The sequence below is a fragment of the Sphingobium fluminis genome, from assembly GCF_037723805.1.
Taxonomy (GTDB): domain Bacteria; phylum Pseudomonadota; class Alphaproteobacteria; order Sphingomonadales; family Sphingomonadaceae; genus Sphingobium.
The window spans coordinates 465,908-491,944 of the sequence record NZ_JBBJUK010000001.1; the positions used below are offsets into that span (position 1 = coordinate 465,908).

The following is a 26,037-nucleotide window of genomic DNA, read 5'->3' on the forward strand; positions in this document are numbered from 1 at the left end:
TTGCGGTCCGGGCGGTCGCGGAACAGCCAGCCGGAAAAATTGCGCCGCCATTTGCCATCGGCGCTGCTGCGCACGTCGAGCTGAACGAAGGCCCCGCTGTCCTGAAGATTTTCCCATGGCGCGGTGGTCTCGCACGCCTGGAGGCGGACGATGGCGTCGCCCGCGCGCAAGGCTTCGCCCGGCTTCATCGTCAGGTCCTGGGTAATGCCGTTGCGCTTGTTGAGCAGGCCGATCACCGCGACGCGCTCCGCCATCGGCGTGCCAGGCAGGGCCGACGCGCCGCCGCTGCGGATGGGCGTGCCCTGAATGCGCACCGGGCCGGTCTGGTTGGCGGCCGGCACGTCATCGCCCCCGCAACCGGACAGCAGGAGCGCGCTCGAGAGGATCGACAGGAGACCCCCCGTCGGACGCGGCGTCATGATGCGTCGGGGCTCCACGCTTCATAATCGCCCGTGGCGCGCTGGCGCTGGCCACCCTTTTCGAGCGCGCCCGACGGGCGATAGGCGTCGATGGTGCCGGTGGCGTTGGGGGTGAACTCCCGCTCCCAGATGCGGGGCGGCGGCAGGAAGCTTTCTGGCGTGCCCTCGATCGTCTGGTGCAGCCAGCCATGCCATTCGGCGGGCACGCGGCTCGCATCGTTGGCGCCGTTATAGATCACCCAGCGGCGGGGATTGCCGTCGAGGCCCACGCCGCCCTGATAATAGATATTGCCCTGATGATCCTCGCCCACCTTCGAGCCCTTGCGCGAGGTGAAGAGGGCGGTGCCGATGGTCGCGCCATCCCACCAAGTGAAGATCTTGCCGAGGAGTCCCATGGGCCAAGCGCTTACTCCGGCGCGCGGGCGATTGGCAAGGCGGTTGTGGCGAAGCGCTAGGGTGCGGGGCAGAAATCGAGGCCGTCCGCAACTTTTTCGGCAGGGGCGGCGCAGCGGCCCCAACGGACGCGATCTTCCGGCGCGATGCCAAGCTCCGCCGCGCGACCGCCGCGCAGTTCGAGCACCGCCGCGACCGGAATGCCGGCCGACACCGGAATGCGCGAATAGGGTTCCGCATTCGCCTTGATGAAGGCGATCGAGCCGTCGGTGCGGATGAAGAGCATGTCGAGCGGCACGAGCGTATTTTCCATCCAGAAGCTCGCGGTGCGCGGCGGCGACATCGGAAAGAGCATGCCGCCATCGGTCTCGATGCTCGTGCGGAACATGAGGCCGCGCTCCTGTTCCTGCGGAGAGCGGGCGACCTCGACGTCGAAACGGTGATTGCCCTTGGCGTTGCGGATGACAAGGGGGAGGCGAATTTGCGTTGCGGCCGCGCTCGCATCTGCCTTGTCGGCGCTCGCCGGGTGGGAGGAGCAGGCGGTTATGCCCAGCAGCAGGGCGGCGAGGAGCAAGCGGGTCATGGGCCCGTGCCTAGCCGATCTTATGGTCGAAAGGGAGGCGGTTAACCCTCATTGTCCGGCCGTTCGGGCGGTATGCCGGGCGGCGCATCTAGCCAGCGGCGGGCCGTGGCGAAATCATGGCCGGCGCGCAGGAAGGCGGCGATCGCCTTTTGATGCTGGGCCGGATCGGGCGTCTGCGTCGCATAGGGACCAAGGCGTTTGCGCCGCGCGAAACGATTGGCCGCTTCCCACGCGGCGGCGTCGTCCGGCGTCGTCGCGGCCACGCGGTCCGCCGCCTCGATCCCCGCCTCGCGCAGCGCCTGTTCCACGCGGCGGGGGCCAAAGCCGCGGCGGGCCAGCGCGCCGCTCTTCATCGTGGCATAGGCGGCGTCATCGACGTAGCGCAGCTCGCCGAGCCGCTCGACCAGCGCGTCCGGTGCGGCGGGGTTCTCGCCGCTCCAGCCGCGCTCGCGCAATTTGCGCTCCAGATAGGCGAGCAGGCGCGCGCGGCTGGTGGCGAAACGCCCGACATAATGCAGCGCCAGCTCGCGCAAACTTTCGTCATTCAGGGGCGGACGGGGGGCTTTTCGGCTCATAATATGTGCATCATTCGGGTCATCATGCGCCCGCCGCCATGTTTATGCCACAGTCGGGCCGGAATTTAACCGCGCCTTATGCGCTACAAGCTGGATTTGTTATGCAACGAGCGGTGCAAGCCGGGTTCAAAGATGATAGCGGCCACCGGACGGGATGATATGACATTGGGTGACACCAATATGACGGGTTCGCAAAAAATGAATGACAGCGCGGCAATCGCTCCCACGCCGACGATGGATGAAATGCCGCGCCGTTTTTCGGATTTCGACACGTTGGGCGAAGCGCTGGACTATGCGGCGCGCACCAGGCGCGGGCTGAATTTCCATGATGCGCGCGGCAATCTGGCGCGGCCTTATCCCTTCGCGGAACTGCGCGGCGATGCGGTCGCCTGCGCGCATCGGCTGGTCGCCCATGGCATCAGGCCCAGGGATCGCGTCGCACTGGTGGCGGAGACCGGGGCCGATTTCGCGCAGCTTTTCTTCGGCATCATCTATGCCGGCGCCTGGCCCGTGCCGTTGCCGCTGCCGACCAGCTTCGGCGGCAAGGACAGCTATATCGACCAGCTGGTGGTGCAGCTGACGAGCTGTGACCCGCATCTCTTCCTGTTTCCGGCCGAACTGGCCGATATGGCGGGCGAGGCGGGGCGGCTGCGCGGCGTCGAGAGCATCGATTTCGAGGATTTCATCGCGCGCGCGCCCAAGCCCGGCCCGCTGCCGCAGGCGAAGACCGAAGACATCGCCTATCTGCAATATTCGAGCGGATCGACCCGCTTTCCGCACGGCGTCGCCGTCACCCATCATGCGCTGCTGAGCAATCTCGCCGCGCACAGCCATGGCATGGAAGTGCAGGACAGCGATCGCTGCATCAGCTGGCTGCCCTGGTATCATGATATGGGCCTTGTCGGCTGCTTCCTGTCGGTCGTCGCGAACCAGGTGTCGACCGACTATATGAAGACCGAGGATTTCGCGCGGCGCCCGCTCGCCTGGCTCGACCTCATCAGCCGCAACACCGGCACGTCGATCAGCTATTCGCCGACCTTCGGCTATGACATCTGCGCGCGGCGCATGTCGAGCCAGACCAAGGCGCAGGATCGGTTCGACCTGTCACGCTGGCGGCTGGCGGGCAATGGCGCGGACATGATCCGGCCCGACGTGATGCAGAGCTTCGTCGACGCCTTCGCCGATGCCGGGTTCAGCCCGCGCGCCTTCCTGCCCAGCTACGGCCTGGCCGAAGCGACACTGGCCGTCACCATCATGCCGCCGGGCGAGGGTATCGTGGTCGAGCTGGTCGAGGAAACCGACCTGTCGGGCGGTGACGCCACCGAGGGGCGTCCGCAGCGATTCCGCTCGATCGTCAATTGCGGCAAGCCCGCGCGCGGCATGACCGTGGAAATTCGCGACGAGGATGGCGGCTTGATGGGCGAGCGCCAGATCGGCAAGATCTGGACCACCGGACCATCGCTGATGGTGGGCTATTTCCGCGATCAGGAGGCGACCGACGCCTGCATGGCCACCGATGCATCGAACCGCATCTGGCTCGACACCGGCGACATGGGCTATCTGAGCGAGGGCTATCTCTACATCGTCGGCCGCGCCAAGGACATGATCATCATCAACGGCCGGAATCACTGGCCGCAGGATATCGAATGGGCGGTGGAGCAGCTTCCCGGCTTCAAGCAGGGCGATATCGCCGCCTTCGCGATCACCACCTCCGGCGGCGAGGAAGCCCCGGCCGTACTGGTGCATTGCCGCACCTCCGACAATGAGGAACGTTCGCGCCTGCGCGACCAGATTCGCGAGCGAGTGCGCGCGATCACCGGCATGAACTGCGTTGTCGAGCTGGTGCCGCCGCGCACCCTGCCCCGCACCAGCTCGGGCAAGCTCAGCCGGTCCAAGGCGCGCAATCTTTACCTGACCGGGGAAATCCGGCCCTACGACATCGCGGCCTGAGCGGGCCGTTTCACGAGGCAGGGAATCCGATCGGTCAGCGCGCCAGCAACTGGCGCTCGATCATCGTCCACAGGCCGGCGAATTCCTTCGCGGGCGGCGACGATGGCGCAAAGGCCCCCAGCGGTTTACGGCGGACGGTCATCTGCTCGATCGTGCTGGCCATCGGAATTGCCGACCAGCCCGGCTGCTCCTCCAGCGCCTTGCGGTGCAGCGCGCGGCGGCGGTCGACCATCGAATAGACCGGCAGGATCGGCGCATGGCTCCCGCCGCGCTGGACGAGATAGCGCGCGACTTCGCCCATCGCGCGCTGAGACAGCGGTGAAGGGATTACCGGGATCACGATCATGTTCGCGGCGCGCAGCACCTGTTCGCTGGTTTCGGTGAGGCCCGGCGGGCAATCGAGGATGATCCGGTCATAATCGCGGCCCAGACTTTCGATCAGCTTGGCGAGCCGCTTCTTCTTGTCCATTTCACGGAACAGATGGTCGAGGCTGCGCAGCGACGTGTCGGCCGCGATCAGGTCAAGCCCCGGCACCGTCGACGGCTGGATCAGCTTGTGGACGTCGACATCCTTGCTGAAGATCGCCTGCGCCGCGTCGCGGCTCGTCGCGTCGGTGGACAGCAGCCAACTCGACGCCGCTTGCGGATCGAGATCCCACAACAGCGTGCGGCGCTTTGAAATACTGGCCGAAGCCCAGGCGAGGTTGATGGCGAAGGTCGTTTTGCCGACGCCGCCTTTGAGGCTGTAGACGGCGATGGTCGCCAATGGGATGCCCTTTGCCATGGGCACGAGGCTAAGTCCTCCGGCGCCCTCGTGGCAAGCACTCAATCACGCGATTGTTACGGAATGAAGACAATCGCGTGAATCTTCAGAGAATCTCGCGCACCACATCCTGCGGACGGCACAGCCGAACGCCCTTTCCGGTTTCAACGAACGGCCGGTTCACATAGGCGGGGTTGGCGGTCATGGCGTCGAGAATGGCATCGTCGTCCATCCCGGGCAGGCCCATTTCCTCGGCATCGGTGCCCATTTTGCGGATGGCCTGTGCCGGTGTCAAACCAGCATCGGCGATCAGTTGGACGAGCTTGTCGCGGGTGTAGGGCGTATGCAGGTAATCGATCATTTCGACTTGCACATCCGGCGTTTCCTCCAGGATCGCGAGCGTCTTGCGCGATGTCCCGCAGGCGGGGTTGTGCCAGATGGTCGCTTTCATGGCTGTGTTCGTCCTTCCGGTTCGACAAGGATGAGGGCTTGCGCGGGATCTGCGCTCAGCCAGCGCCCGGCATGGTGGCCGGCGAGACCCCCAGCCAGTTGCGCGATCATGAATGCCGGCACGTCCATGGGCCGGATACCGGCGAAACTATCGGTGAAGGCGCGCGCCAGCGTGACCGCGGGGTTGGCGAAACTGGTCGAGGCGGTGAACCAGTAGCCGGCGACGATCCACGCAGCCACCAGCGCGGGCAGGGCGGCAGGACGGAAGCGCGTGCCGAGATGTATCGTCATCAGCAGGCCGAAGGTTGCGACGGCCTCGCCCAGCCACTGGCCGGGGCCGGACCGGACCTTCGTGCCGATTTCAAGCGCGGCATGGCCGAACATGGCGTGGGCCAAAATCGTGCCGAGGATCGCGCCCGTGAACTGGACCGCGATCCGCGCCTGCCTGTCCTGGCCGCGCTCCAGCAACAGGGTCACGACCGGATTGAATTGCGCCCCCGAGAGCGGCCCCAGCAGAGTGATAAGCACGAACAGCATGGCACCGGTCGCGACCGCGTTCCCCAGTAAGGCGACCGCTGCGTTGCCGGCCGAAAGCCGCTCCGCCATGATGCCCGATCCGATCACCGTGGCGACCAGAAGGGTGGTGCCGATCGCTTCGGCGGCAAGGGCGCGGGTCATGATGCAGGCATCCCGCAACTGGGCGCGCCGCCGCATAATTCGGGGCGGCCTTCGCAGCAATCTTCGACCAGAAAAGCGATCAGGTCGCGGATGGCGGCAGGAGCGACGGCGTAGATCAGGTGGCGGTGGTGGCGCGCATGGGCGATCAGACCGGATCGTTCGAGCGTCGCGAGATGATGAGAGAGGGTCGAGGGCGGCAGGGCAAGGCGGTCGGCAAGATCGCCGGCCGCTTCGCCGCCGTTACCGGCGCGGACAAGCGCCCGAAAGAGGGACAGGCGGGCGGGATGCGCCAGCGCGCTCAGGGCGGCAACTGCTTCTGTCGATTCCATATTTCGGGTATTATCGAAATGAAGATACGGTGCCAAGCGGTGATTTTCGCTGATCGGTATGAATATCAGCGCAAATTGCCATTTACATTGTTAACGTGCTGCCAAGGCTGGTCATCGCGCCGATGGCGGGGACCGCGATGAGGGCGGCGATCAGGCCCTATTCCATCGCTGTCGCGCCTTTGGGCTGGTGCCTGAGCGAGCGGATTGCGGCGATCACGGTCCTTCTCCCTGTGCGAGAGAGAGGCTCCCTCAAAGGTCGATCAGTCCTTCATGGTTTCATTATCTTAAATCGCCCCGTTCCATCCGCCGCTAGAGGAGGCGCAGCGCTTCTTCAGGCGGGCGGGCGATGACGGCACCCTTGTCGGTGATAACGATCGCGCGTTCGATCAGGATCGGATGGATAGCCATCGCATCCAGAATGGCGCCTTCGTCCGTTATATCGAGGCCGATCGCCTTCACGACGCTCTCGCCCTTGCGCAGCGCCTGCGACGGGCTGATGCCGGCTCTGGCGAACACGGCTTCGATCTCGGCCCGGCCGGGCGGGGTTTTGAGATAGTCGACGATCTCGACCTCGACGCCCGGCGCGGCCTCCAGCAGCGCCAGCGCCGCGCGCGATTTCGAGCAGCGCGGATTGTGCCAGATCGTCGCCTTCACGGCTGGCCGTCCCGCTCCAGCCATTCCTCCAGCCATTTGATCGTATAGTCACCGTTGAGGAAATCGGGGTCCTCCAACAGCGCCTGATGCAACGGGATCGTGGTCTTCATCCCTTCGATCACATATTCCTGAAGCGCGCGCTTCAGCCGCATGATCGCCCCTTCGCGGGTCCGGCCATAGACGATCAGCTTGCCGATCATGCTGTCATAATAGGGCGGCACCTTATAGCCCTGATACAGGCCGCTATCGACGCGGACATGCATGCCGCCGGGGACATGATAGCGCGTCACCGTGCCGGGCGAGGGCGCGAAGGTGCGGGGATCTTCGGCATTGATGCGGCATTCGATGGCGTGGCCGTGAAATTCCAGATCCTTCTGCTCGACCGACAGTGGCCGGCCTTCGGCGATGCGGATCTGTTCGCGCACGAGGTCGAGGCCGGTGATCATCTCGGTCACCGGATGTTCGACCTGAAGCCGGGTGTTCATTTCGATGAAGTAGAATTCGCCGTCTTCGTAGAGAAATTCGATTGTGCCCGCGCCGCGATAGCCCATGTCGGCCATCGCCTTGGACACGATGCCGCCCATCCGCTCGCGCTCGGCCGCGGTGATGACGGGAGAGGGGGCTTCCTCCAGCACCTTCTGGTGGCGACGCTGGAGCGAACAGTCGCGTTCGCCAAGATGGATCGCGTTACCGTTGCCGTCGCCGAATATCTGGAACTCGATATGGCGGGGGTTGCCCAGATATTTTTCGAGATAGACGGTGGCGTCGCCGAACGCGGCTTTCGCCTCGCTGCCCGCCTGTTGCATCAGCGTTTCGAGCTGGTCCTCGGACTCGCAAACTTTCATGCCGCGTCCGCCGCCGCCCGACGCGGCCTTGATGATGACCGGATAGCCGATCTTCGCGGCGATGGGCGCTGCTTCCTCGAATGTCTCGATCGCCCCGTCCGATCCTGGCACCAGCGGCAGGCCGAGCGCGCCGGCGGTGCGCTTGGCCTCCACCTTGTCGCCCATGATGCGAATATGCTCGGGCTTGGGACCGACGAAGGCGATGCCGTGCGCTTCGACGATCTCGGCGAATTTGGCGTTCTCCGACAGGAAGCCATAGCCGGGATGGATCGCGTCCGCGCCGGAGATTTCAGCGGCGGAGATGATCGCCGCGACGTTCAGATAGCTGTCCTTGGCCGCCGGCGGACCGATGCAGATCGCCTCGTCGGCAAGGCGCACATGCATGGCGTCGGCATCGGCGGTTGAGTGCACCGCGACCGTCTTGATGCCCATTTCATGGCAGGCGCGATGAATGCGCAGCGCGATCTCGCCCCGGTTGGCGATCAGCAGTTTCTCGATGGCCATGGCGTTCAGCGCCTTATTCGATCACGACGAGCGGCTGGTCATATTCGACCGGCTGGCCGTTTTCGACCAGCACCGCCTTGATCGTGCCGGCGGACGGCGCGGCAATCGCGTTCATGACCTTCATCGCTTCGACGATAAGCAACGTCTCGCCCGCGCCGACCTGCGCACCGACCCGTGCGAAAGCGGCCGCGCCCGGCTCGGCCGAAAGATAGACGGTGCCCACGATCGGCGAGCGGACGATGGTGCCGGCGGGCAGCGCTGGTTCGGCCGAAGCGGTAGCCGTTACTGTCGGCGCGGGAGCAGCGGCGGGTGCGGCGGCTGGCGGGGCGTAAAAAGCCGCACCGCCATTGCTGGCGGCCTTGCGCGCGACGCGGATCTTGCGATCGCCGTCCTCGACCTCGATTTCGGTCAGGTTGGTGTCGTCCAGCAGCGCGGCGAGATCGCGCACCAGCTGCACATCCACCTGCATCGCGCCCTTTTCAGTCTTGTCGTTCATGTCCGGTCCCTAGCGGTCTATTCCGTCTTTGCGCCAAGCGCCTATGCGCCTTTGCACCCAAGCGCAACTTTCTAAAGCTCGAACGCGGCTTCGAGCGCGAGCATATAGGAAAGCGCGCCGAAGCCGGCGATCGTGCCCTTTGCCGCCATGCCCACATAGCTTTTGTGGCGAAATGGCTCCCGCGCATGGGGGTTGGAGAGGTGAACCTCGATCACGGGAACGCTGATCCCCTTGATCGCGTCGTGCAATGCCACCGACGTATGCGTCAGGCCGCCGGGGTTCAGGATGACGGCGTGCGCGCCCTCGCCATTGGCCTCCTGCAACCAGTCGATCAGATGGCCTTCATGATTGGACTGGCGGAAATCCAGCTCGACATGGGCGCGCGTGGCGACATCCTCCATCCGCTCGGCGATGTCGTCCAGCGTGTCATAGCCGTAGATGTCCGGCTCGCGCGTGCCCAGCATGTTGAGATTGGGGCCGTTCAGCACATAGATTTTGCGAGCATCGGCCATCTGACGTCCCCCAGGGCATTTAGAGTTGCATGTTGCGGGCGGGGCCTTGGCAGCCCTATATGCGCCCTGACCTTTAACCCTTCGTGTCGCGCCAAGTCGAGACACGTTATCCGATGCACGAACGGGATTGACCCAGTGGGACCGAAGCAGTGAGCGTTGACGGCACGATTTCCATCCACATCAACGGCGAACATCGCCGCATCCGCGACGGCCTGACGCTGGCGGAACTGGCAAGCGAACTGGGCTTCGTGCCCGAAAAAGTGGCGGTCGAGCGCAATCTGGAGGTGGTGCCGCGATCGACCCTGGCGCAGGTGCGGGTCGAGGATGGCGACGAACTGGAGATCGTGCATTTCGTTGGTGGTGGCGACCATCCGGTCGCGGGGGGTGGCGGCGACCATCCGGTCGCGCAAGGCGATGTCGCGGTGCTGGACGATGATAGCTGGACCGTGGCTGGCCGGACCTTCCGCTCGCGGCTGATCGTGGGCACCGGCAAATATAAGAGTTTCGAGCAGAATGCGGCGGCGGTATCGGCGTCGGGCGCGCAGATCGTCACGGTCGCGGTGCGCCGGGTCAATGTGTCGGACCCCAAGGCGCCGATGCTGACCGATTATATCGATCCGAAGGTCATCACTTACCTGCCCAACACGGCGGGTTGCTTCACCGGCGAGGATGCGATCCGCACGCTGCGGCTGGCGCGCGAGGCGGGGGGCTGGGACCTGGTGAAGCTCGAAGTGCTGGGCGAGGCGCGCACATTATACCCCGATATGGTGGAAACGCTGCGCGCGACCGAGATTTTGGCCAAGGAGGGCTTCAAGCCCATGGTCTATTGCGTCGACGATCCGATCGCGGCGAAGCGGCTGGAGGATGTCGGCGCGGTCGCGATCATGCCGCTCGGCGCGCCGATCGGCTCGGGCCTCGGCATCCAGAACCGGGTGACGATCCGCCTGATCGTGGAGGGCACGAACCTGCCAGTGCTGGTCGATGCGGGCGTGGGCACGGCGTCGGAAGCGGCGCAGGCGATGGAACTGGGCTGCACCGGCGTGCTGATGAACACCGCCATCGCCGAAGCCAAGGACCCGGTGCTGATGGCCGCGGCGATGAAGGCGGGGGTCGAGGCCGGACGGATGGCCTATCGCGCCGGACGCATGGGCAAGCGCCTCTATGCCGACCCATCCAGTCCGCTTGCGGGCCTGATCTGAAATATTCGCCATTCGGGTAAATTGACGCTTTCGCCGGTTGTGCTTATGCGCATTGGCCCGGCTACTGGAGGATGTCAGAATGGTGAATAAGCTCTACCCCGATGCCCGATCCGCGCTGGAGGGCCTGCTGTTCGACGGAATGCAGATTGTTTCGGGTGGTTTTGGGCTTAGCGGCATTCCCGAACGGCTGATCGACGCGATCCTCGAAAATGGCGTCAAGGACCTGACGATCGCCTCCAATAATTGCGGGATCGATAATGTCGGCCTCGGCAAGCTGTTGCGTGCGCACCAGATCAAGAAAATGATGGCCAGCTATGTCGGCGAGAACAAGGAGTTTGAGCGGCAATATCTGGCGGGTGAGCTGGAAGTCGAATTCTGCCCGCAGGGTACGCTGGCCGAACGCTGCCGCGCCGGCGGGGCGGGTATCCCCGGCTTTTATACCAAGACGGGCGTGGGCACGGCCGTGGCCGAGGGCAAGGAAGTGAAGACCTTCGACGGCCAGGAGTATATTCTCGAACGCGGCATTTTCGCCGACCTTGCGATCATCAAGGGGTGGAAGGCCGACGAAGCGGGGAACCTCATCTTCCGCAAGACCGCGCGCAATTTCAACCAGCCGATGGCGACCGCCGCGAAGATCTGCGTGGCCGAAGTCGAGGAAATCGTGCCGACCGGCAGCCTCGACCCAGATTGCATCCATGTGCCCGGCATCTATGTGAAGCGGCTCGTCCTTGGCAGCCCCTATGACAAGCAGATCGAATTTAGAACCGTCCGCCAGAGGGAGGCCGCATAATGTCCGAGCAGAGCAAAGGCTGGACCCGCGATGACATGGCCGCGCGCGCCGCGAAGGAATTGCAGGACGGTTTTTATGTGAATCTGGGGATCGGTATTCCGACGCTGGTCGCCAACCATATTCCGGCAGGCGTCGAAGTGACGCTCCAGTCCGAAAACGGCATGCTGGGCATAGGTCCTTTCCCCTATGAGGGCGAAGAGGATGCCGACCTCATCAATGCAGGCAAGCAGACGATCAGCGAACTGCCGCAATCCTCCTATTTCAGCTCGGCCGACAGCTTTGCGATGATCCGCGGCGGGCATATCGACCTGACCGTGCTGGGCGCGATGGAAGTCGCGGAAAATGGCGACATCGCCAACTGGATGATCCCCGGCAAGATGATCAAGGGCATGGGCGGCGCGATGGACCTCGTCGCCGGGGTCAAGAAGATCATCGTCGTGATGGAACATAACAGCAAGAACGGCGATCCCAAGTTCATCCCGGCCTGCACCCTGCCGCTGACGGGGCGCAACGTCGTGGACATGATCATCACCGACCTGTGCGTCTTTCAGCGCACCGACCATGACAGCCCGTTCCGGCTGGTCGAGCTGGCCCCCGGCGTAACCGCAGAGGAAGTCGCGGCCAAGACCACCGCGCATTATGTAAGCTGAGAGCACGACCATGAGCCTTGATGGCCGCTATGACGAGAGCAATGTCTTTGCCCTGATACTTCAGGGCAAGATTCCTTCGACTAAATTATATGAGGATGAGCATACATATGCCTTTCTCGACATACAGCCGCAGTCGAAGGGGCATGCCCTCGTCATTTCAAAATGGTCGAAGGCGCGCAACATCCTGGAGATCGAGCCGGAGGCGCTCTGTCAGGTGATGGCGAGCGTGCGGAAGGTCGCCGGTGCGATCCGGGCGGCGGTGCAGCCCGACGGCATCCATATCGCCCAATTCAACGGCGCGCCGGCCGGCCAGACGGTGTTTCACCTGCATGTCCATATCGTGCCGCGTTGGGAAGGTGGGCCGATGGGCTTTTCCGCGCATGCGCAGGGCGATTTCGCCGATGCGGACGCGCTGAACGCGCTGGCCGACGAGATCCGCGCGCACCTCTGATGCTGCGCTGTAAATCTGTCGGCCTTCGGGTCGCATCGTCCGGCGGCCATTGATATGGTGCTGAAACCCTTCAAGGCGCCCGGCGCGCGGCTTGCCCTGTTGACCAAGCGCGCCGCCATGGCGCTCCGGTCGACGCCCGAGCAATCTGAAGTCATCCTCGATCTGTCGCGCCTGCTATCGCGCTGCTTTCATCCGACCCCGACCGGCATCGACCGGGTGGAATATGTCTATGCGCGCGAATTGCTGCAACGGATGCCGGACCGGCTGGCGTTCGCGGCCGTCCATCCGGCCGGGGGCTATTATGGCCGGCTGAGCACGGCTGCGGTGCGGCAGTTCCTGGCCTTCACCACCGCGAAATGGCGCAACGCCGCATCGCCTGATCAGAGCAAGAACAAGGCGGCGATCATCCGACACCTTTTCGCGCTGCGCCCGCGCCCGGTGCCCAAGCCCAGGGGCCCGCGCGTCTATCTTCAGGTATCGCCGCATCATCTCGACGATCCCCAGCAGGTAGGCGCGATCCTGCGAGCGGAGGGTGCGAAGTTCGTCACGCTGGTCCATGACGTCATTCCGCTCAGCCATCCCGAGTTCGCCCGGCCCCAGGGGGCCGAGGAGCATCGGCGGCGCGTGCGCACGATCGACGCCTATGCGACCGGCATCATCGGCAACAGCCAGACCACGATCGACGCGCTCGCGCCCCACATGCAAAACGGGCTGGCGGGTCGCAGCGTGCGCGTCATCCATTTCGGCGCCGATCCGGTCGACATTTTCGGGACGCGGGGGCTGGCGGTGCCCTCCCGCCCCTATTTCGTCTACATCTCCACGATCGAACCGCGCAAGAATCACCTGCTGCTGCTCAATGTATGGCGTCGGCTGATCCAACGGCTGGGCGATGATGCGCCGGTGCTGATGCTGATCGGCCGGCGCGGCTGGGAAAATGAAAATGTGGTCGATATGCTGGAACGCGCCGAAGCGTTGCGGGGCCATGTGATCGAGGCGGGCGAAGTGTCCGACAATGAAATGCAGGAACTGGTCAGCCATGCCCGCGCCATGCTGATGCCGAGTTTCGAAGAAGGGTTCGGCATGCCGGTGGTCGAAGCGCTGGCGGCGGGCATCCCGGTCATTTGCAGCGACATATTGGCGCATCGCGAGGTCGGCGGCGACGCACCCGATTATCTCGATCCGCTCGACGGGCTGGGCTGGCTGCGAATCATCGACGCCTATCGCCGCCCGGACTCGCCCGAGCGCGTGGCGCAACTGGCCAGGATCGATCAGTGGCGGGCCCCGACCTGGCGCGACTATTTCGATGTCGTCACCGACCTGCTCGATGAGGTGGCGGCCCCCGGTCGTCCTTGACGTGCGCCCTTGCGAACCCCAAGGCTGGGTCAGATCATGACCCCGCCGCCCTTCCTGCGTTCTCCTCCCTTTCCGGGCATCGCGCCTGCGCTGGCGGCGGTGAGCAGGGCGGCCGAGTTCGGCACGACCCCGATCGCGGCCGACGACATGATCGATGCGGTCGCTCGGGCGCGGGTCGGCGGCGATTTCTGGGGCCATCGGCCGGCAGGCTTCAGGGTGATCGCGCGTCAGGGCGTGCCTATTTCGCCTGAACGACTGGTCGGGATCGCAACGTCGGAAGTCGGCATCGTACCGGGCGCGCTGCCGGGCCAATCATCGGCCATCGGTGTGACAGTGCCATCGCCGTGCGACCCCTGGGCGCTGGCGGAGGGTGCGTCCTCCGTGCATGCCTCGCTGGACGATGAACTGGCGATCGTCGCGGGGATGTTGGGCGTGCCCGTCTTCGGCCCGGATTGCCTCCCCATCGCGCCCGGCGATCTGCGCGAGGCCGCCCGAAGGGCACTGGCGAGCGCTGCCTATCGCGACTGTTTTTCCGGCGCGCCCGCCGATGTCGGCGCGGTCGTCACGCAGCTCACCGACTGGCGGCGTCACATCGACGGCAACCGGGGCATCGCGGCCGCGACCGGCATGGCCTTTTGGAAACGGGAAGCGATCGCGCACTTCCTGTGGGATGGGCTTCGCTCACCGCCGTTCCTGCCGCCCGCACGCGCCCTGCGGCGAGCGAAGGCCAGGGGCGGCGCGCTGGCGGCCTGGCCGTCCCGTGTGCCGGCTTCGCTTGTAGCGCAGGCGGCGGAGAAGGGCGTGCCCTACTGCCGGGTGGAGGACGGTTTCCTGCGCTCGCGCGGTTTAGGGGCCGCCCTGCATCCGCCCGGCTCGGTCGTGGTCGACCGATCGGGCATTTATTATGACGCGACCAAAGTCAGCGATCTGGAAACATTGCTGGCGACTTATGACTTCCCGGACGCGCTGGTGGCCCGGGCGGGCCGGCTGCGGCAGCGCATCAGCGCCGCAGGCGTCACCAAATATGGCGCGCAATCCGGCGCGATGCTCGACCTGCCGCCCGGCCGGCGCACCATATTGGCGGTCGGGCAAGTGGACGACGACCTTTCCGTTCAAAAGGGGGGCGCCGGGGTGGCGGGCAACCTCGATTTCCTCACCCGCGTCCGGCGTGCCGAACCCGGCGCGTGGATCATCTACCGCCCCCATCCCGATGTGCAGGCGGGGCACCGCAAAGGCCATTTGAGCGACGCGGTCGTGCTGGAGCATGCGGATCGGATCGACATCGGCGCGCCGCTCATGGAACTCGTCCAGGCGGTGGACGAAGTCCACGTTCTGTCCTCGCTTACCGGGTTCGAGGCGCTGATGCGCGACCGGCCGGTGACGGTGCACGGCATGCCCTTTTATGCGGGCTGGGGGCTGACCCGCGACCTGGCGCAACCTCGCGGACGGCGAGGGCGCAGACTGACGCTGGATCAGCTTGTGGCGGCCACCCTCATTCTTTATCCGCGCTATATCGACCCGGTGACGCGGCTGCCATGCGGGCCGGAAATCATGGTGGACCGGATGGCTGATGGATCGACACCGCCGATGACATGGCTTATCATGTTGCGCGTTGCACAGGGGAAGTTACGAAGATTTATGACTTTATCTGCCGAGTTTCTCCGTGTCTGACGCGCCGGCCAAGACCTTCCTATTTTTGCAGGGGCCTCACGGACCTTTTTTTAGTATGCTGGCGGCGGCATTGATCGAGCGCGGTCATGAAGCGCGGCGGATCAATATCAACGGCGGCGACAAGATAGACTGGGTCGGAGATGCCGTCGATTATCGTGGCACCTTACGGAACTGGCCGCTGTTTTTCGATGACTTTCTCGTCAACCATCGGGTCACCGACCTTATCCTTTTTGGCGATTGTCGCCCCTATCATGCGTCGGCGCACGGCATGGCCCGGCTGCGCAATGTCCGCGTTCATGTGGTCGAAGAAGGCTATATCCGGCCTGACTTCCTGACGCTTCAGGATGACGGGGTAAACGGCAATTCGACCCTGCCCCTGGATCCGCAATGGTATTTGGATCAGGCGGACGGGTTGCCCGATTATGATCCGACCCTTCCCGCCGTTCCTTCGACCTTTCGTGCCCGCGCCCGCAACACCATGCGCAATGGCCTCGCTTCGGCGGTTCTGAGGCCCTATTTTCCTTTTTACACGACCCATCGGCCTCATAGTTTCGTCATGGAGTCGGTCGGATGGGCCCGCAAACTATTTTTGCGCAAGCAAGCCCTGGCGCGGTCTCGCGTGCGGTGGGAAGCGGTCAAGGACCGGCCCTTTTATGTGATGCCGCTCCAGCTCAACTCGGACTATCAGATCCGCCATCATTCGCCATTTGGCGACATGCGTGCGGCATTGCGGTTTATCCTGAAGAGCTTTGCCGGCCATGCGCCCGATCACATCAGCCTGGTCGTTAAACGGCATCCGCTCGATCCGGGGCTCGTACGTTGGGAAGGCCTGACGCGTAAACTTGCCGGCCGTTACGGCGTTGCGGACCGGGTATTCTATCTGGACGACTGGGATATCAGCGAAGTGGTGGACCGGTCTCTGGGCGTGGTTACGGTCAACAGTACGGTCGGGACCCTCGCGTTGAATATCGGCAGACCGGTCGCGGTGTTGGGGCATGCGGTGTACAAGGTCGAGGGCGTCGCCCATCAAGGGGACTTAGACCAATTCTGGGGTGCGCCGCGCGCACCCGATGTCGCGACATACAGTGCTTTCAGGCGGGTCTTGATGGATCGGTGCCTGATCCGCGGCGGATTGCTGAGTGAAGAGGGTCTGGCTCTACTGGTCAGCCATGCAGTCGAGCGGCTGACTCGGACGGGAGCACATAAAATGCCGTCCGCGGCCCGCGAGGGCGGGGCCACGCTACACGGCCTGACCGACTATGCCGCGTGACCTGTCTGGAAATAGACTTTATTGACTAATAATGGTGATCGGCCGCGAACTTGTGAGTCGGGGCTGAATAGAGATGCAAATTCCGGGCAAATATAAGTTCGGGCTTTCGGAGAAATTTTCATGGGTGATAATGCGTCCTTTTCGGCTGATATCGGATTTCCGGTAATCCTTTCCGGCGGTTCGGGCACCAGGCTCTGGCCGGTGTCGCAGAAGGACCGCCCCAAGCAGTTCATATCGCTCGTCTCCGAATATTCGATGATGCAGGATACATTACGGCGAATGCAGGGCATCGATGGTTTTGGCGCGCCAATCATCGTGGCTAATCACGCCCATGAACCGTTGGTCCGGGAACAACTCGCGGGCCTCTCCGTAGAATCGGCTGCCGTCATTCTCGAACCTATGGCCCGCAATACGGCGGCTGCCGTCGGCATTGCGGCAGAATGGATCGTGCGTAATCATGGTGATGGTCTGATGTTGGTCATGCCGTCCGATCATGTGATCGGCAACGTGGCCGAGTTTCATCGGTTGATCGGCGGCGCCGTTCCGGCGGCGCAGGAAGGCTATTTGATGACGTTTGGAATCAAGCCGTCGCACGCCGAGACGGGCTTTGGTTATATCGAGGTTGGCGAAGCTTTGGACCTTGAGGACATCAACGCCGTAACGAAGTTTCATGAGAAGCCGGCGCGAGCGAATGCGGAACAATATCTCGCGGCGGGTAACTATTTGTGGAACGCCGGCATCTTTCTGTTCCGCGCCAGCGCCATCCTGGCGGCCTTACGAGCCCATGCGCCAGAGGTCGCCGATGCATGTGCGAGCGCCATACAGGCGGCCGTACAGGACGGTCAGTCGGTCCGTGCGGACCCCGTCGCCTTTGCCGCCGCGCCGGATGTCTCCATCGACAATGCTGTCATGGAAAAAGCGGAAAAGGTGGCGGTGATCGCCGCAGATATCGGCTGGTCCGACGTCGGTTCATGGGATGCCCTCTGGGCGATCCGGGAGCAGGACGATAACGGCAACTCCTATCATGGGACCGTGGCCGATCTCGACGGATCGGGCAACCTCATTTACGTCGACGGCGGCCCCCCTGTAGCGGCGATCGGCATTAGCAACTCCATCATCGTGTCGACCCCCGATGGGATTTTGGTAGCCCCGCTTAGCCGTTCACAGGACGTGAAACTGGCGGTTGAAAAGATCAGGCAGCAGGTCGGCAATTAAGGCGGCGATCCGATTGCATCGGATCGCCGCCTTAAATTCTTGTGTTATGCGATTTGGCTGCGCTGGCCTGCGGCTCCAAATCATCAGAGATTGGCTTCGCCAAACTGCGTTCCATCCAATTAGAAAATCGCTCTACGTTGCTATTCCTCGCGCTGGTGGTCGTCGGGCTTCAGCAGCTTTTGACGTCTTCACGCCTGAGACGTTTACGGCAACGCCTTCATCGGGCCAATCAGGTGTTCATAAGGCCTCGACATGGTCCTTATCACTCAAAGCAGGTGATCCAATTGGATCACCTGCTTCAGTTATCGGATACCGGCCGTCAGAGGCACTTGCATGTCTCGGCCTCACTCATGAGAAGCATCGGATGCGTCATCAGCGCATGCGACCCATTTATAGCACGCCTGCCGGCGAGGGGATGCGTTTCTGCCCGTCCGCCTCTCGCGCTATGCGTGCTACAGTTACCTTGCCCGTGTCAGTGACGCTCGCGGCAAGGGATGTGGCAGCGTCGCTCACCAATTGTCATAATTGTGGGTCGCTATGTAAGGCGGCTGGAAATAGTTGAGACCGCTGGCGATAGCGCGGCTGATCCGGGACCGGCTACGTCCGAAGAATAGCTCGCTGACATTGAGGCCAAGGCCGAAAAATATGTCGCGCTTCGGTTTCACCCCGGCGGCGCGCTCTGCGTTGGTAAAATCCTTGCCGCGATAGCCGACGTGAAGCTCAACGAACCTTAGCGGGCCGCTTTTCAGCTTTTCGAAGCCGGCAAGTTGTACGGCGAACATAAAATGCTGTTGCTCATAATGTTTTTTGCCGCTGCGAGAAAATATCTTGCGATTGGGCACCGACATGAGACGAAAATCGAGCTTTTCCTCGAGTCCCGGAATGGTGTGACGGAAATAGGAAAAGGTCGCGCCCAGCGCGTTGAAGGTGACGTCCTGAATGGAAAATCCGCTGCTGGTCTTATGGGCATCCCAAAGCTCGCCATAGAATTGCAAGCCGAAACCCATCAGCGCCGCGGGAAGCGCAGCACCCGCCCGATCCCCCGTTTTCCGTCCGATGCGATGCCCCAAAAATTCGGAGAAGAGGTAGGCATTAAAGGCGTGAGTGAGCTTGTCGATCCCCAGATTGGCAGTGTCTTTACCAAACCACCCTTCGTTGCTGAAGTGGAAACTGGTATTGGGGTTGGTCAACAGGCTCTGGACGCCGGTCGTGTAGGCCATGATGCCCAGCACTTCCCACTTCGCCGCGCCCATTCTGCTGCCGAGCGACTTATAACGAAAGGAGGATTGTTGTTCTCCGCCCGGTTCCGCGCTGGATGCAGGCGGTCCTGCGACATCGATCGGGACGCGAGGTGCCAACACAGCATCGTCATTTCCGGTGTCGAAACCCTGCGGTAGAATATTCCCGTTGTTTAACGCCAGTGGCGATGTATCCGCCCTGTCAGGTATAGAAGTTGGCCCAAGACGGAATCCATCGAAGCCGGATTCAGCGGCTTGAATAATTGGCTGGCCGCTTGCCGCATCCGTCGACAGATCGACGACCGCATTGGCATTCGGCGCCAGCGCTAAAGGCGCAAGAAAACCCACCAAAGGCCGAAATAGAACAAAATTCATGTCTGCCGTCCCCCACCGCAGAATCCCCCAGATTCATCAGCCAAGGGCTGGGCTAAAATCGAGCTAAAGTAAAGAGGTGGCGCAAAATCAGGTCATCATGACAAAGGAAGCGACAGGCGGATGTCTCCGCCCGCGTCAGCAGCTGCCAGACCCGGCAGATAATGGCCCGGCCGATGGGCGGTTCACTTGCGCGACGGGACCCCGTTTCACGCGAGCGCACCGCCACATCATGTCGATACCGTCAGTCCACGATCATCCCCGCCTTTGTTTCCGAGGGCGATGTTGCGATGATGTCACGCCGTCCATATATCGGAAAGCGTCAGTACGACACCGGGCTGGAAGCTTGCCAGATGGGTCGTACCCGATCCTCCAATCCCGTCAGGATCGAAATCCAATGTCCTGGCCTGATTGTCCCAGATGAATGTCGGTTTGGTCGACGTCACGCCGCCCGGCGATACGAAGTCGGCATAGGTTGAAGAAAGGGGGGCAGCCGGCCCCGGGATGTTTCCGAAGCCGAACCAGTAACGGCTCAGCGTGATATGATCGATGCCATGTTCGAAATCGGTGAAGATATCGCCACCTTCATTAGGCTCGGGGGTCCCGAAAGCGTTGACATGATCGTAATAGGACAGGAAGAAATATTCGTCCGCGCCCGCACCGCCAGTCATCATATCCTTGCCGGCGCCGCCATAAAATACGTCGTTGCCGCCACGACCGTCAAGAATATCGTCTCCGCCAAAGCCATACATCTGGCCACCTACGTCATCGCCACGCAGCACGTCCGAATAGTCCGAGCCCCAGAGATTTTCGATGTTGACCAGCCTGTCATAGGCGGCCTCGCCAAAATTATTGATCGCATTGTCGAAATTGGTGTCGACGCTGACGCCGTAAAAACGGCCATCCACGAGGCCATTTTTGTAGCCATATTGCGCGACGGTGAACTGCGTCGGGCCGACATTGCGGTAAAAGGCAACGTCGATCCCGTCGCCCCCGTCCATATAGTCGCTTCCTGTGCCGCCTGACAGAACATCGCTGCCATTGCCGCCGACCAGATAATCACCGCCGCCGTCACCTAGCAGCCAATCGTTGCCATCGCCTCCCTGCAGCGTGTTCTCGACGCCATTGCCGTATAGAAGGTCGGCAAAGGATGAACCGATCATTCCCTCGATGCTGATATAATGGTCGCCTGCGGCGTCGCCCGAGTTGCCGGCTTCCCACTGCATATAGGCACTGACGCTGGAGGTGGCCTCGGTATAGTCGGCATAGGTATATCCGCTGGTGCCGTCGAGCGTATCGCCGCCAGCCCCGCCCTCCAGATGATCCTCGCCACCATTGGCGATGAGAATGTCGTTGCCGCCCCGGCCGAGCAGGCGGTTATTGCCTGATGTACCCCCGATCGTGTCGCCGAACGCCGAGCCAATGACATTTTCGATGCCAGCGAAGGTGTCACCTAGTGCATCCCCCGCCGTGCCTGCTGCGCCCGAAGCCATCGAGAAGGATACGCCGCTGACCGAACTGTCGTAGCTCAGCAGGTCGGTGCCGTCGCCCCCGTTGATCGAGTCGCTGCCAGCGTCGCCGAAAATGATGTCATCGCCGAGCCCGCCATTGAGGATGTCGTTACCAACCCCACCAAATAGGCGATCATTGCCGCCATCGCCATTAAGCGTATCGTTGCCGACACCGCCATCCAGATCGTCAATACCATCACCACCATTCAATATATCCTGACCGTCAAGACCCAGAATAGTATTGTTTATGGAATTGCCAGTCAGCGTATCGTTGAAATTCGTCCCGGCGAGATTTTCGATACTGATATAAGTGTCGCCGGCAGCATCACCCGTGTTCCCGGCCGAGTTGCCAAGATTAGCGACTACGCCGGACGTGGCAGTGACATAAGATGCGAGGTCGTAATTTTCGCCACCGTCCAACTGGTCCGCGCCCGCGTCGCCAATCAGCACGTCGTTGGCAAAGCCGCCATAGAGCTTGTCGTTACCGCCCAGACCGCGGATGGTGATAGCCGCATAATCATAACCATAGAGGCTATCGTTGAATTCTGATCCGTGCAGGAATTCGAAGCCCACCGCAAGATCGCCCGCTGCTTCGCCGGTATTGAGACCCGGATTCTGCATCGATATCGTCAAACCGGTGGCCGACGACTGATAGCTGACAGTATCGTTGCCCGCTCCGCCGCTCATCGAATCCCCGCCCGCGCCGCCGACGATCAGATCGTCGCCACCTAAGCCGTCGATAAAGTCGCTGCCCGCGCCACCCTGAATAGTGTTGTTGAAGGCATCGCCTAGCAATCCATCGTCAAAGGATGAGCCAAGCAGGCCTTCTACACCATTGAACGTGTCACCAATGGCCTCGCCATAACCCCCTAGCGAACCGTCCAGCGCAATCTGCACGCCGCTGGTCGCATCGGCATAAGTGGCGAAGTCATAGCCGGCACCGCCAAACATCTGGTCTGCGCCGGCACCGCCTTCGAGCACGTCATTGCCGCCTTCCCCCTTTAGGACATCGTTGCCGCCCTGGCCGAAAATCGTGTTAGCCAGATCATTGCCTTGCAGCGTGTCGGAAAAACCGGACCCATATAGATTTTCAATGTTGACGTAGCTGTCGCCAGCCGCGTCATTGGTATTGATGGACGGGTTCAGCAGCGACGCCGTGACGCCCTGGCCCACCAAGGTATAGTATCCCCACGTGGCGATCACCAGCGTACCGGCAGTGTTGTAAGAGGCTGTATCCTCACCTGCGCCGCCATCGAGGGCGTCCGCGCCAGGCATGCCTTCCAAAGTATCGTCGCCGCCCATACCGCGCAGAATATCGTTGCCGGCCCAGCCCAGTATGACGTTTCGATTATTGTCGCCTTCCAAAGTATCATTCAGAAGCGAACCTGCCATGTTCTCGACATCGAAATAGGTATCGCCTGCCGCGTCCAGGGTATTCTTGCTGGGATCGAGCATCGACGCGGTCACACCAGTCAGATTATTAGGCGCGCCGATCGCGTCGAATTCGTCGAACCGATATGTTTCATAGTCGGCGACGTCGTCGCCCGCGCCACCGTCCAGGCGATCGGCGCCCGCGCCGCCGATCAGAATGTCCGTTCCGCCAAGCCCGTACAGCTTGTCGTCGCCGTCCAGACCCATGATATTGTTCAGCTTATTATCGTCGCCGTACAGGATATCGTTATAGATCGTGCCCGTCAGATCTTCCATTGCGATATATTTGTCGCCGGCCGCGTCTCCGGTGTTGACGGACTGATCCTTCAACGAAGCGGTGACGGCCGCACCGGACAACTGATAGCTGACCGTGTCGCCGTTATAGCGCAATATGTCGACGCCGGTGCCGCCGTCCATGATATCAACAGCGGTGCTACCAACGATCGTGTCGGTCCCGTCTTCGCCGTAAAGATAATTGATCGAACCGCCAAAACCCCACAGCGTATCGTCACCGGCCCCGCCCCAGATACTATTATTGGCGGCATTGCCTGCCAGATAGTCGTTAAACGCGGAGCCGATCAGATTTTCGATGGAAACATATGTGTCGCCAAAGGCTTCGCCAGTGTTTGGCTGAGACCCGGCGACAAGGTTTACGTTCACCCCCGAAGTGGCGGTCGAATAGGTCGCGGCGTCCGTGCCGTTGCCGCCGTTCAATGCGTCGGCGCCCAATCCACCGTTCAGCACGTCGTTGCCGTCCAGGCCGTTCAGGATATCGGCGCCCGCCAGACCTGTAATGACGTCGTCGCCGTTGGTGCCGGTCAGCGTTTCACCATTGTTGGTGCCCAAGATACTCGCCATGCCTAAGAAAACCCCTGTCGACCGCCGTCGTGCAAGAACGGCCTAATCTTTACCGAAGGACGCAATATCATAGGGCCTCTGGAGCGTCTATGGATTAAATCGCCCTAATGGGCATCTGATCGACAATAGGTCCGTCGCTTGTCTGAAAACTGAAGTAAACGATAAAGTAACGGTTGCGATAAAAGCGTGATCGGCTCGGCTTATTCATTCCACCATCGATCCGATCCTTTCCGCGGTGCGCCACTTCCGAAATCGCCAGAGGGCCGCAAGGTCGACCGGCCGGGCCGTCTGGCCGCTTGCCACCCAGGCCCGCCCGGCCTTATGCCCGACCGATGAAACATATGTCCTCAGCCATATTCGCCCTGCTCATTTTGGTGACCGCGTGCGCACCGGCCCGGTCCGAGCCATTGGTCGGCTTCAACGAGGAACTAATCCTGGGACGGCTGCTCGACGTCCGTGATAAAGGTCGATCGGCGCCGTGGTCGACCTGGTGCTCGGGGCCCCGGCCATGCACCGAGAATGCGCCGCCATTGAGCCTTTTGGCGGCCGGCAAGCTGCTGGATCGACTCTATCAGGCGCCCAGGCCTGTTTCCTCCAAAGCCGTCGGCGGCGTCTGCCCTGCTCGTCGACAGGCGCGCGCCGTGCACCGCGAAATTATTTCGCTCCGCATCGCCGAGCCGCAGAATGACGGGCACGAAGCGACAATCTTCGTGCCCGATATCGAAGCGGTCCTGAAGCTTTATGCGAGCCGCGACATCGAACTCATTCTAGCCTTTGGACATGAGGCGCTGCCGGACCATATTTCCAGCGGCAATGTGGATGTCCGGGCCCAAATGGTGCAAATCGCGGACACGATTGCGGATTTGATGGCCGCTCTCAACAGGCGAGGGCAGATCGATCGATGCTGGATGGCCGCGCGGCTGCGCATCGAACCGCTGAACGAATTCAATGCTTTCAACGGTGATCCGGCGATGATGGCGGTGCTTGATACGCAAACGCAGACGCAATTGGCAAAGGCCGGCGTGCCGGTACGGGACGTAATCGCCAGTTCCATCATCTCGGGCCGGCCAAAGGATTATCTTTCCTGGTATCGCGACTATTATGCGCATGCGGGCCGGGCCATCCCCAATATCCATCTCTATCCGGAGGCCAGTCTGGATAACGGTGATCGGGCCAGCGAGCGCTGGGCCGCCACGAAAGCGCGCTTTAACGCTGTCTTGACTATGCTGAAGACCCAGCTGGCCATACCGGCCTGGGGTGACAAGCGTTGGGACGGCCATGCGCGGGCGATCCTGGTGACGGAGATCGGCTATCCGTCCTGGGGGCCACGAGCCCTCGGCACTACGATAAGGCCGCCTGATTTTCTGGAAGCCGCCGGGAAGATTGGCGGGCCGTCGATGACGCCGGGCGACCGTGTCCTGATCTGGCGGGTGTTCAGGGATTGGGATGGCTCGCCCACCTCCGCACGTCCCCTGTCCCGTTTTGCGAATATGGCGTTGCAGCAGTCCGAAAATTACAGCTTCGGCATGATCGAATATTGGACGGGCAAGGCTTTTGAAGAGCCGGCAGTGGCCAAGCCGAGCGGCAATCGCGGCGCAAATTCCTTATTGGGCCGGCGTCTGGGTAAGTCCGACTGGCGAATATCATCGGACTGGTCGCCTCTAGCCGGGACGGGCGCGGCACAATGACGGGCGCCCAAGGCAGGGCCGGGGCGGCTGTCGCTGCGCACGGCGTGACTTACGCCATTGCAAAAAGAAGTCGACTAAGGCAAGACGCGAGGACAATTTGGGAGGGTCCGGCAGATCATTAAGGCAGGCTCTGCGCTCGCTTTGGCGAAGTTCAGCCTCCCCCGTGGGACGCAAATGGAACCTGTTTGCCCCCGCCTCAGCTGGAGTTTCTCTACATCATGTCCGGTATCACCATTGTTATGACGCCCGTCTCGGGAAGGGGCGCACCGGCACGATATCTGATTGTGGCTGGCGAACAGGGATGTGGGCAATCTCCCGGGTGGTTGCTGGTCGGTTCGCTCGGGACCCGCGAATAATATGGCGCAAGCAATAACCTCCCTCGCTCGGTCATGGGCGCTGCAGCGGCGTGTTATCTTCGCGTTGCTGATGCGCGAGGCGTTGACGCGCTATGGCCGGCACAATATCGGATTTCTATGGCTGTTCGTGGAGCCGATGATCTTCACGATCGGCGTGACCCTCCTATGGTATTCGGCGGGCCTCAATCACGGGTCGTCATTGCCGATTTCCGTCTTCGCGCTGACCGGATATTCCTGCGTGCTGCTTTGGCGCAACATGCCTTCGCGATCGATCGGCGCGATTCAGCCGAATCTGGCCCTCATGTACCATCGGAACGTGCGCATCATTGACATATTCGTGGCGCGTCTGATCCTGGAGGGGATGGGCGCTACGATGTCCTTCTTCATATTGAGCCTTATTTTCATTTACCTGTTTGAATGGATCAGCCCTCCCGAAAATATCAGCCAAATCATTCTGGGCTGGCTGGCGCTTGCATGGTTCGGCTTTGCCCTGGCTTGCATGATGGGCGCGTTCGCGGAAAAATCGGAGCTGGTGGACAAGCTTTGGCACCCCTTCACCTATCTGATGTTTCCACTATCCGGCGCGGCATTCATGGTGGAAGCCCTCCCCGTTGCGTCCCGCAAGTTCATCATGTGGATACCCATGGTTAGTTGCACCGAATTTATTCGCGAGGGATATTTTGGATCAAAGTTCCATGCCTTTTATGACATGACTTATGTCGTGCTGGTCAACCTTGGCCTGACCTTCATGGCGTTACTGCTCATCCGGGACATTACAGGCAAGGTAACCCCGAAATAATCGATCTGTATCTGGCGTTGGGCGCGTTAAGGGT

25 protein-coding genes and 2 pseudogenes are annotated in these 26,037 nt (G+C 62.0%); 12 read left to right on the top strand and 15 right to left on the bottom strand.

The annotated features are described in order from the left end of the window. Positions 1-17 precede the first annotated feature (17 nt). Positions 18-188: pseudogene (locus tag WG907_RS02290) on the bottom strand (DUF2155 domain-containing protein); the annotation flags it as partial. On the opposite strand from WG907_RS02290, the gene WG907_RS02295 reads away from it, so the two are divergent. Further along, entirely contained in the window at positions 151-306 is a 156-nt protein-coding gene (locus WG907_RS02295; protein WP_340231853.1) for a hypothetical protein, read from the top strand. The pseudogene WG907_RS02290 and the gene WG907_RS02295 overlap by 38 nt on opposite strands. Before the next feature lie 109 nt (positions 307-415). Here the strand turns inward: WG907_RS02295 and WG907_RS02300 are convergent, their stop codons facing one another. From WG907_RS02300 to WG907_RS02310, 3 genes are read right to left on the bottom strand one after another with little or no spacing between them, the layout of a single operon-like run. Continuing rightward, positions 416-814, bottom strand: coding sequence for an NADH:ubiquinone oxidoreductase subunit NDUFA12 (locus WG907_RS02300; protein ID WP_340230964.1), 399 nt, complete (start codon positions 812-814; stop codon positions 416-418). Between the two features lie 56 nt (positions 815-870). Next, positions 871-1,395, bottom strand: a complete 525-nt coding sequence (locus tag WG907_RS02305; RefSeq protein WP_340230965.1) for a DUF192 domain-containing protein — start codon at positions 1,393-1,395, stop codon at positions 871-873. A gap of 41 nt (positions 1,396-1,436) precedes the next feature. Continuing rightward, a complete protein-coding gene (locus tag WG907_RS02310; RefSeq protein WP_340230966.1) occupies positions 1,437-1,970 on the bottom strand; it encodes a regulatory protein RecX in 534 nt (177 codons plus the stop codon). A gap of 159 nt (positions 1,971-2,129) precedes the next feature. On the opposite strand from WG907_RS02310, the gene WG907_RS02315 reads away from it, so the two are divergent. Then, positions 2,130-3,920, top strand: coding sequence for a fatty acyl-AMP ligase (locus WG907_RS02315; protein WP_340230968.1), 1,791 nt, complete (start codon positions 2,130-2,132; stop codon positions 3,918-3,920). Positions 3,921-3,954: 34 nt separating this feature from the next. On the opposite strand, the gene WG907_RS02320 is transcribed toward WG907_RS02315, so the two are convergent. From WG907_RS02320 to aroQ, 9 genes and pseudogenes are all read right to left on the bottom strand, one after another. After that, the gene (locus WG907_RS02320) at positions 3,955-4,704 is read right to left on the bottom strand and encodes a ParA family protein (protein ID WP_340230970.1); all 750 of its coding nucleotides are present in this window, start codon (positions 4,702-4,704) and stop codon (positions 3,955-3,957) included. 85 nt (positions 4,705-4,789) lie between these two features. Next, on the bottom strand, positions 4,790-5,134 hold the full coding sequence (locus tag WG907_RS02325; RefSeq protein WP_340230971.1) for an arsenate reductase family protein: 345 nt from the start codon (positions 5,132-5,134) through the stop codon (positions 4,790-4,792). After that, on the bottom strand, positions 5,131-5,811 hold the full coding sequence (locus WG907_RS02330) for an aquaporin (RefSeq protein ID WP_340230973.1): 681 nt from the start codon (positions 5,809-5,811) through the stop codon (positions 5,131-5,133). Before WG907_RS02330 ends, WG907_RS02325 begins: the two co-directional genes overlap by 4 nt. After that, a complete protein-coding gene (locus WG907_RS02335) occupies positions 5,808-6,140 on the bottom strand; it encodes an ArsR/SmtB family transcription factor (protein WP_340230975.1) in 333 nt (110 codons plus the stop codon). Before WG907_RS02335 ends, WG907_RS02330 begins: the two co-directional genes overlap by 4 nt. A gap of 82 nt (positions 6,141-6,222) precedes the next feature. Then, a pseudogene (locus WG907_RS18165) lies at positions 6,223-6,354 on the bottom strand (Flp family type IVb pilin). Positions 6,355-6,449: 95 nt separating this feature from the next. Next, complete coding sequence (gene arsC / locus WG907_RS02340) at positions 6,450-6,794, bottom strand: arsenate reductase (glutaredoxin) (protein ID WP_340230976.1); 345 nt, start codon at positions 6,792-6,794, stop codon at positions 6,450-6,452. Then, positions 6,791-8,143 (bottom strand): acetyl-CoA carboxylase biotin carboxylase subunit, encoded by a 1,353-nt coding sequence (gene accC / locus WG907_RS02345; RefSeq protein WP_340230977.1) that lies wholly within the window; start codon positions 8,141-8,143, stop codon positions 6,791-6,793. The genes arsC and accC overlap by 4 nt, the downstream gene beginning before the upstream one ends. A gap of 13 nt (positions 8,144-8,156) precedes the next feature. Next, positions 8,157-8,639 carry an acetyl-CoA carboxylase biotin carboxyl carrier protein gene (gene accB / locus WG907_RS02350; RefSeq protein WP_340230978.1) on the bottom strand — a complete coding sequence of 161 codons (483 nt, stop codon included), beginning with the start codon at positions 8,637-8,639 and terminating at the stop codon, positions 8,157-8,159. A gap of 71 nt (positions 8,640-8,710) precedes the next feature. Beyond that, positions 8,711-9,151, bottom strand: a complete 441-nt coding sequence (gene aroQ, locus WG907_RS02355) for a type II 3-dehydroquinate dehydratase (protein ID WP_340230979.1) — start codon at positions 9,149-9,151, stop codon at positions 8,711-8,713. A gap of 149 nt (positions 9,152-9,300) precedes the next feature. Between aroQ and thiS the strand changes: the two genes are divergently transcribed. The 8 genes from thiS to WG907_RS02395 all read left to right on the top strand — a co-directional run bounded on the left by thiS (position 9,301) and on the right by WG907_RS02395 (position 17,750). After that, entirely contained in the window at positions 9,301-10,350 is a 1,050-nt protein-coding gene (gene thiS / locus WG907_RS02360) for a sulfur carrier protein ThiS (RefSeq protein ID WP_340230980.1), read from the top strand. 79 nt (positions 10,351-10,429) lie between these two features. Next, entirely contained in the window at positions 10,430-11,140 is a 711-nt protein-coding gene (locus tag WG907_RS02365) for a CoA transferase subunit A (RefSeq protein WP_340230981.1), read from the top strand. Continuing rightward, positions 11,140-11,790, top strand: a complete 651-nt coding sequence (locus WG907_RS02370; RefSeq protein WP_340230982.1) for a CoA transferase subunit B — start codon at positions 11,140-11,142, stop codon at positions 11,788-11,790. The genes WG907_RS02365 and WG907_RS02370 overlap by 1 nt, the downstream gene beginning before the upstream one ends. A gap of 10 nt (positions 11,791-11,800) precedes the next feature. Beyond that, the gene (locus WG907_RS02375) at positions 11,801-12,241 is read left to right on the top strand and encodes an HIT family protein (RefSeq protein WP_340230983.1); all 441 of its coding nucleotides are present in this window, start codon (positions 11,801-11,803) and stop codon (positions 12,239-12,241) included. Between the two features lie 54 nt (positions 12,242-12,295). Beyond that, positions 12,296-13,594, top strand: coding sequence for a glycosyltransferase family 4 protein (locus tag WG907_RS02380; protein WP_340230985.1), 1,299 nt, complete (start codon positions 12,296-12,298; stop codon positions 13,592-13,594). 36 nt (positions 13,595-13,630) lie between these two features. Next, on the top strand, positions 13,631-15,265 hold the full coding sequence (locus tag WG907_RS02385) for a capsular polysaccharide export protein, LipB/KpsS family (RefSeq protein ID WP_340230986.1): 1,635 nt from the start codon (positions 13,631-13,633) through the stop codon (positions 15,263-15,265). Further along, the gene (locus WG907_RS02390; RefSeq protein ID WP_340230987.1) at positions 15,258-16,535 is read left to right on the top strand and encodes a capsule polysaccharide biogenesis protein; all 1,278 of its coding nucleotides are present in this window, start codon (positions 15,258-15,260) and stop codon (positions 16,533-16,535) included. Before WG907_RS02385 ends, WG907_RS02390 begins: the two co-directional genes overlap by 8 nt. Positions 16,536-16,655: 120 nt before the next feature. Continuing rightward, on the top strand, positions 16,656-17,750 hold the full coding sequence (locus tag WG907_RS02395; RefSeq protein ID WP_340230988.1) for a mannose-1-phosphate guanylyltransferase/mannose-6-phosphate isomerase: 1,095 nt from the start codon (positions 16,656-16,658) through the stop codon (positions 17,748-17,750). 509 nt (positions 17,751-18,259) lie between these two features. Here the strand turns inward: WG907_RS02395 and WG907_RS02400 are convergent. Together WG907_RS02400 and WG907_RS02405 are read right to left on the bottom strand one after the other, a co-directional pair. After that, complete coding sequence (locus tag WG907_RS02400) at positions 18,260-19,363, bottom strand: DUF2279 domain-containing protein (RefSeq protein WP_340230989.1); 1,104 nt, start codon at positions 19,361-19,363, stop codon at positions 18,260-18,262. Between the two features lie 293 nt (positions 19,364-19,656). Beyond that, positions 19,657-23,160: a calcium-binding protein gene (locus tag WG907_RS02405; RefSeq protein ID WP_340230990.1), complete on the bottom strand. Its 3,504-nt coding sequence runs from the start codon at positions 23,158-23,160 to the stop codon at positions 19,657-19,659. A gap of 641 nt (positions 23,161-23,801) precedes the next feature. Here WG907_RS02405 and WG907_RS02410 point away from each other — a divergent pair. Both WG907_RS02410 and WG907_RS02415 read left to right on the top strand, forming a co-directional pair. After that, the gene (locus WG907_RS02410; RefSeq protein ID WP_340230991.1) at positions 23,802-24,848 is read left to right on the top strand and encodes a hypothetical protein; all 1,047 of its coding nucleotides are present in this window, start codon (positions 23,802-23,804) and stop codon (positions 24,846-24,848) included. Positions 24,849-25,205: 357 nt separating this feature from the next. Next, positions 25,206-26,003, top strand: a complete 798-nt coding sequence (locus WG907_RS02415; RefSeq protein WP_340230992.1) for an ABC transporter permease — start codon at positions 25,206-25,208, stop codon at positions 26,001-26,003. Positions 26,004-26,037: the final 34 nt, after the last annotated feature.

What these genes read in the sequence shown, in the direction of transcription:
- WG907_RS02400 (WP_340230989.1), bottom strand. Translation starts at nt 19,363, where the DNA reads ATGAATTTTGTTCTATTTCGGCCTTTGGTGGGTTTTCTTGCGCCTTTA.
- WG907_RS02320 (WP_340230970.1), bottom strand. Translation starts at nt 4,704, where the DNA reads ATGGCAAAGGGCATCCCATTGGCGACCATCGCCGTCTACAGCCTCAAA.
- WG907_RS02380 (WP_340230985.1), top strand. Translation starts at nt 12,296, where the DNA reads ATGGTGCTGAAACCCTTCAAGGCGCCCGGCGCGCGGCTTGCCCTGTTG.
- WG907_RS02305 (WP_340230965.1), bottom strand. Translation starts at nt 1,395, where the DNA reads ATGACCCGCTTGCTCCTCGCCGCCCTGCTGCTGGGCATAACCGCCTGC.
- WG907_RS02295 (WP_340231853.1), top strand. Translation starts at nt 151, where the DNA reads ATGGCGTCGCCCGCGCGCAAGGCTTCGCCCGGCTTCATCGTCAGGTCC.
- WG907_RS02415 (WP_340230992.1), top strand. Translation starts at nt 25,206, where the DNA reads ATGGCGCAAGCAATAACCTCCCTCGCTCGGTCATGGGCGCTGCAGCGG.
- WG907_RS02395 (WP_340230988.1), top strand. Translation starts at nt 16,656, where the DNA reads ATGGGTGATAATGCGTCCTTTTCGGCTGATATCGGATTTCCGGTAATC.
- accB (WP_340230978.1), bottom strand. Translation starts at nt 8,639, where the DNA reads ATGAACGACAAGACTGAAAAGGGCGCGATGCAGGTGGATGTGCAGCTG.
- accC (WP_340230977.1), bottom strand. Translation starts at nt 8,143, where the DNA reads ATGGCCATCGAGAAACTGCTGATCGCCAACCGGGGCGAGATCGCGCTG.
- WG907_RS02365 (WP_340230981.1), top strand. Translation starts at nt 10,430, where the DNA reads ATGGTGAATAAGCTCTACCCCGATGCCCGATCCGCGCTGGAGGGCCTG.
- WG907_RS02300 (WP_340230964.1), bottom strand. Translation starts at nt 814, where the DNA reads ATGGGACTCCTCGGCAAGATCTTCACTTGGTGGGATGGCGCGACCATC.
- WG907_RS02335 (WP_340230975.1), bottom strand. Translation starts at nt 6,140, where the DNA reads ATGGAATCGACAGAAGCAGTTGCCGCCCTGAGCGCGCTGGCGCATCCC.
- aroQ (WP_340230979.1), bottom strand. Translation starts at nt 9,151, where the DNA reads ATGGCCGATGCTCGCAAAATCTATGTGCTGAACGGCCCCAATCTCAAC.
- WG907_RS02310 (WP_340230966.1), bottom strand. Translation starts at nt 1,970, where the DNA reads ATGAGCCGAAAAGCCCCCCGTCCGCCCCTGAATGACGAAAGTTTGCGC.
- WG907_RS02375 (WP_340230983.1), top strand. Translation starts at nt 11,801, where the DNA reads ATGAGCCTTGATGGCCGCTATGACGAGAGCAATGTCTTTGCCCTGATA.
- WG907_RS02330 (WP_340230973.1), bottom strand. Translation starts at nt 5,811, where the DNA reads ATGACCCGCGCCCTTGCCGCCGAAGCGATCGGCACCACCCTTCTGGTC.
- WG907_RS02315 (WP_340230968.1), top strand. Translation starts at nt 2,130, where the DNA reads ATGACATTGGGTGACACCAATATGACGGGTTCGCAAAAAATGAATGAC.
- WG907_RS02370 (WP_340230982.1), top strand. Translation starts at nt 11,140, where the DNA reads ATGTCCGAGCAGAGCAAAGGCTGGACCCGCGATGACATGGCCGCGCGC.
- WG907_RS02405 (WP_340230990.1), bottom strand. Translation starts at nt 23,160, where the DNA reads ATGGCGAGTATCTTGGGCACCAACAATGGTGAAACGCTGACCGGCACC.
- WG907_RS02385 (WP_340230986.1), top strand. Translation starts at nt 13,631, where the DNA reads ATGACCCCGCCGCCCTTCCTGCGTTCTCCTCCCTTTCCGGGCATCGCG.
- WG907_RS02325 (WP_340230971.1), bottom strand. Translation starts at nt 5,134, where the DNA reads ATGAAAGCGACCATCTGGCACAACCCCGCCTGCGGGACATCGCGCAAG.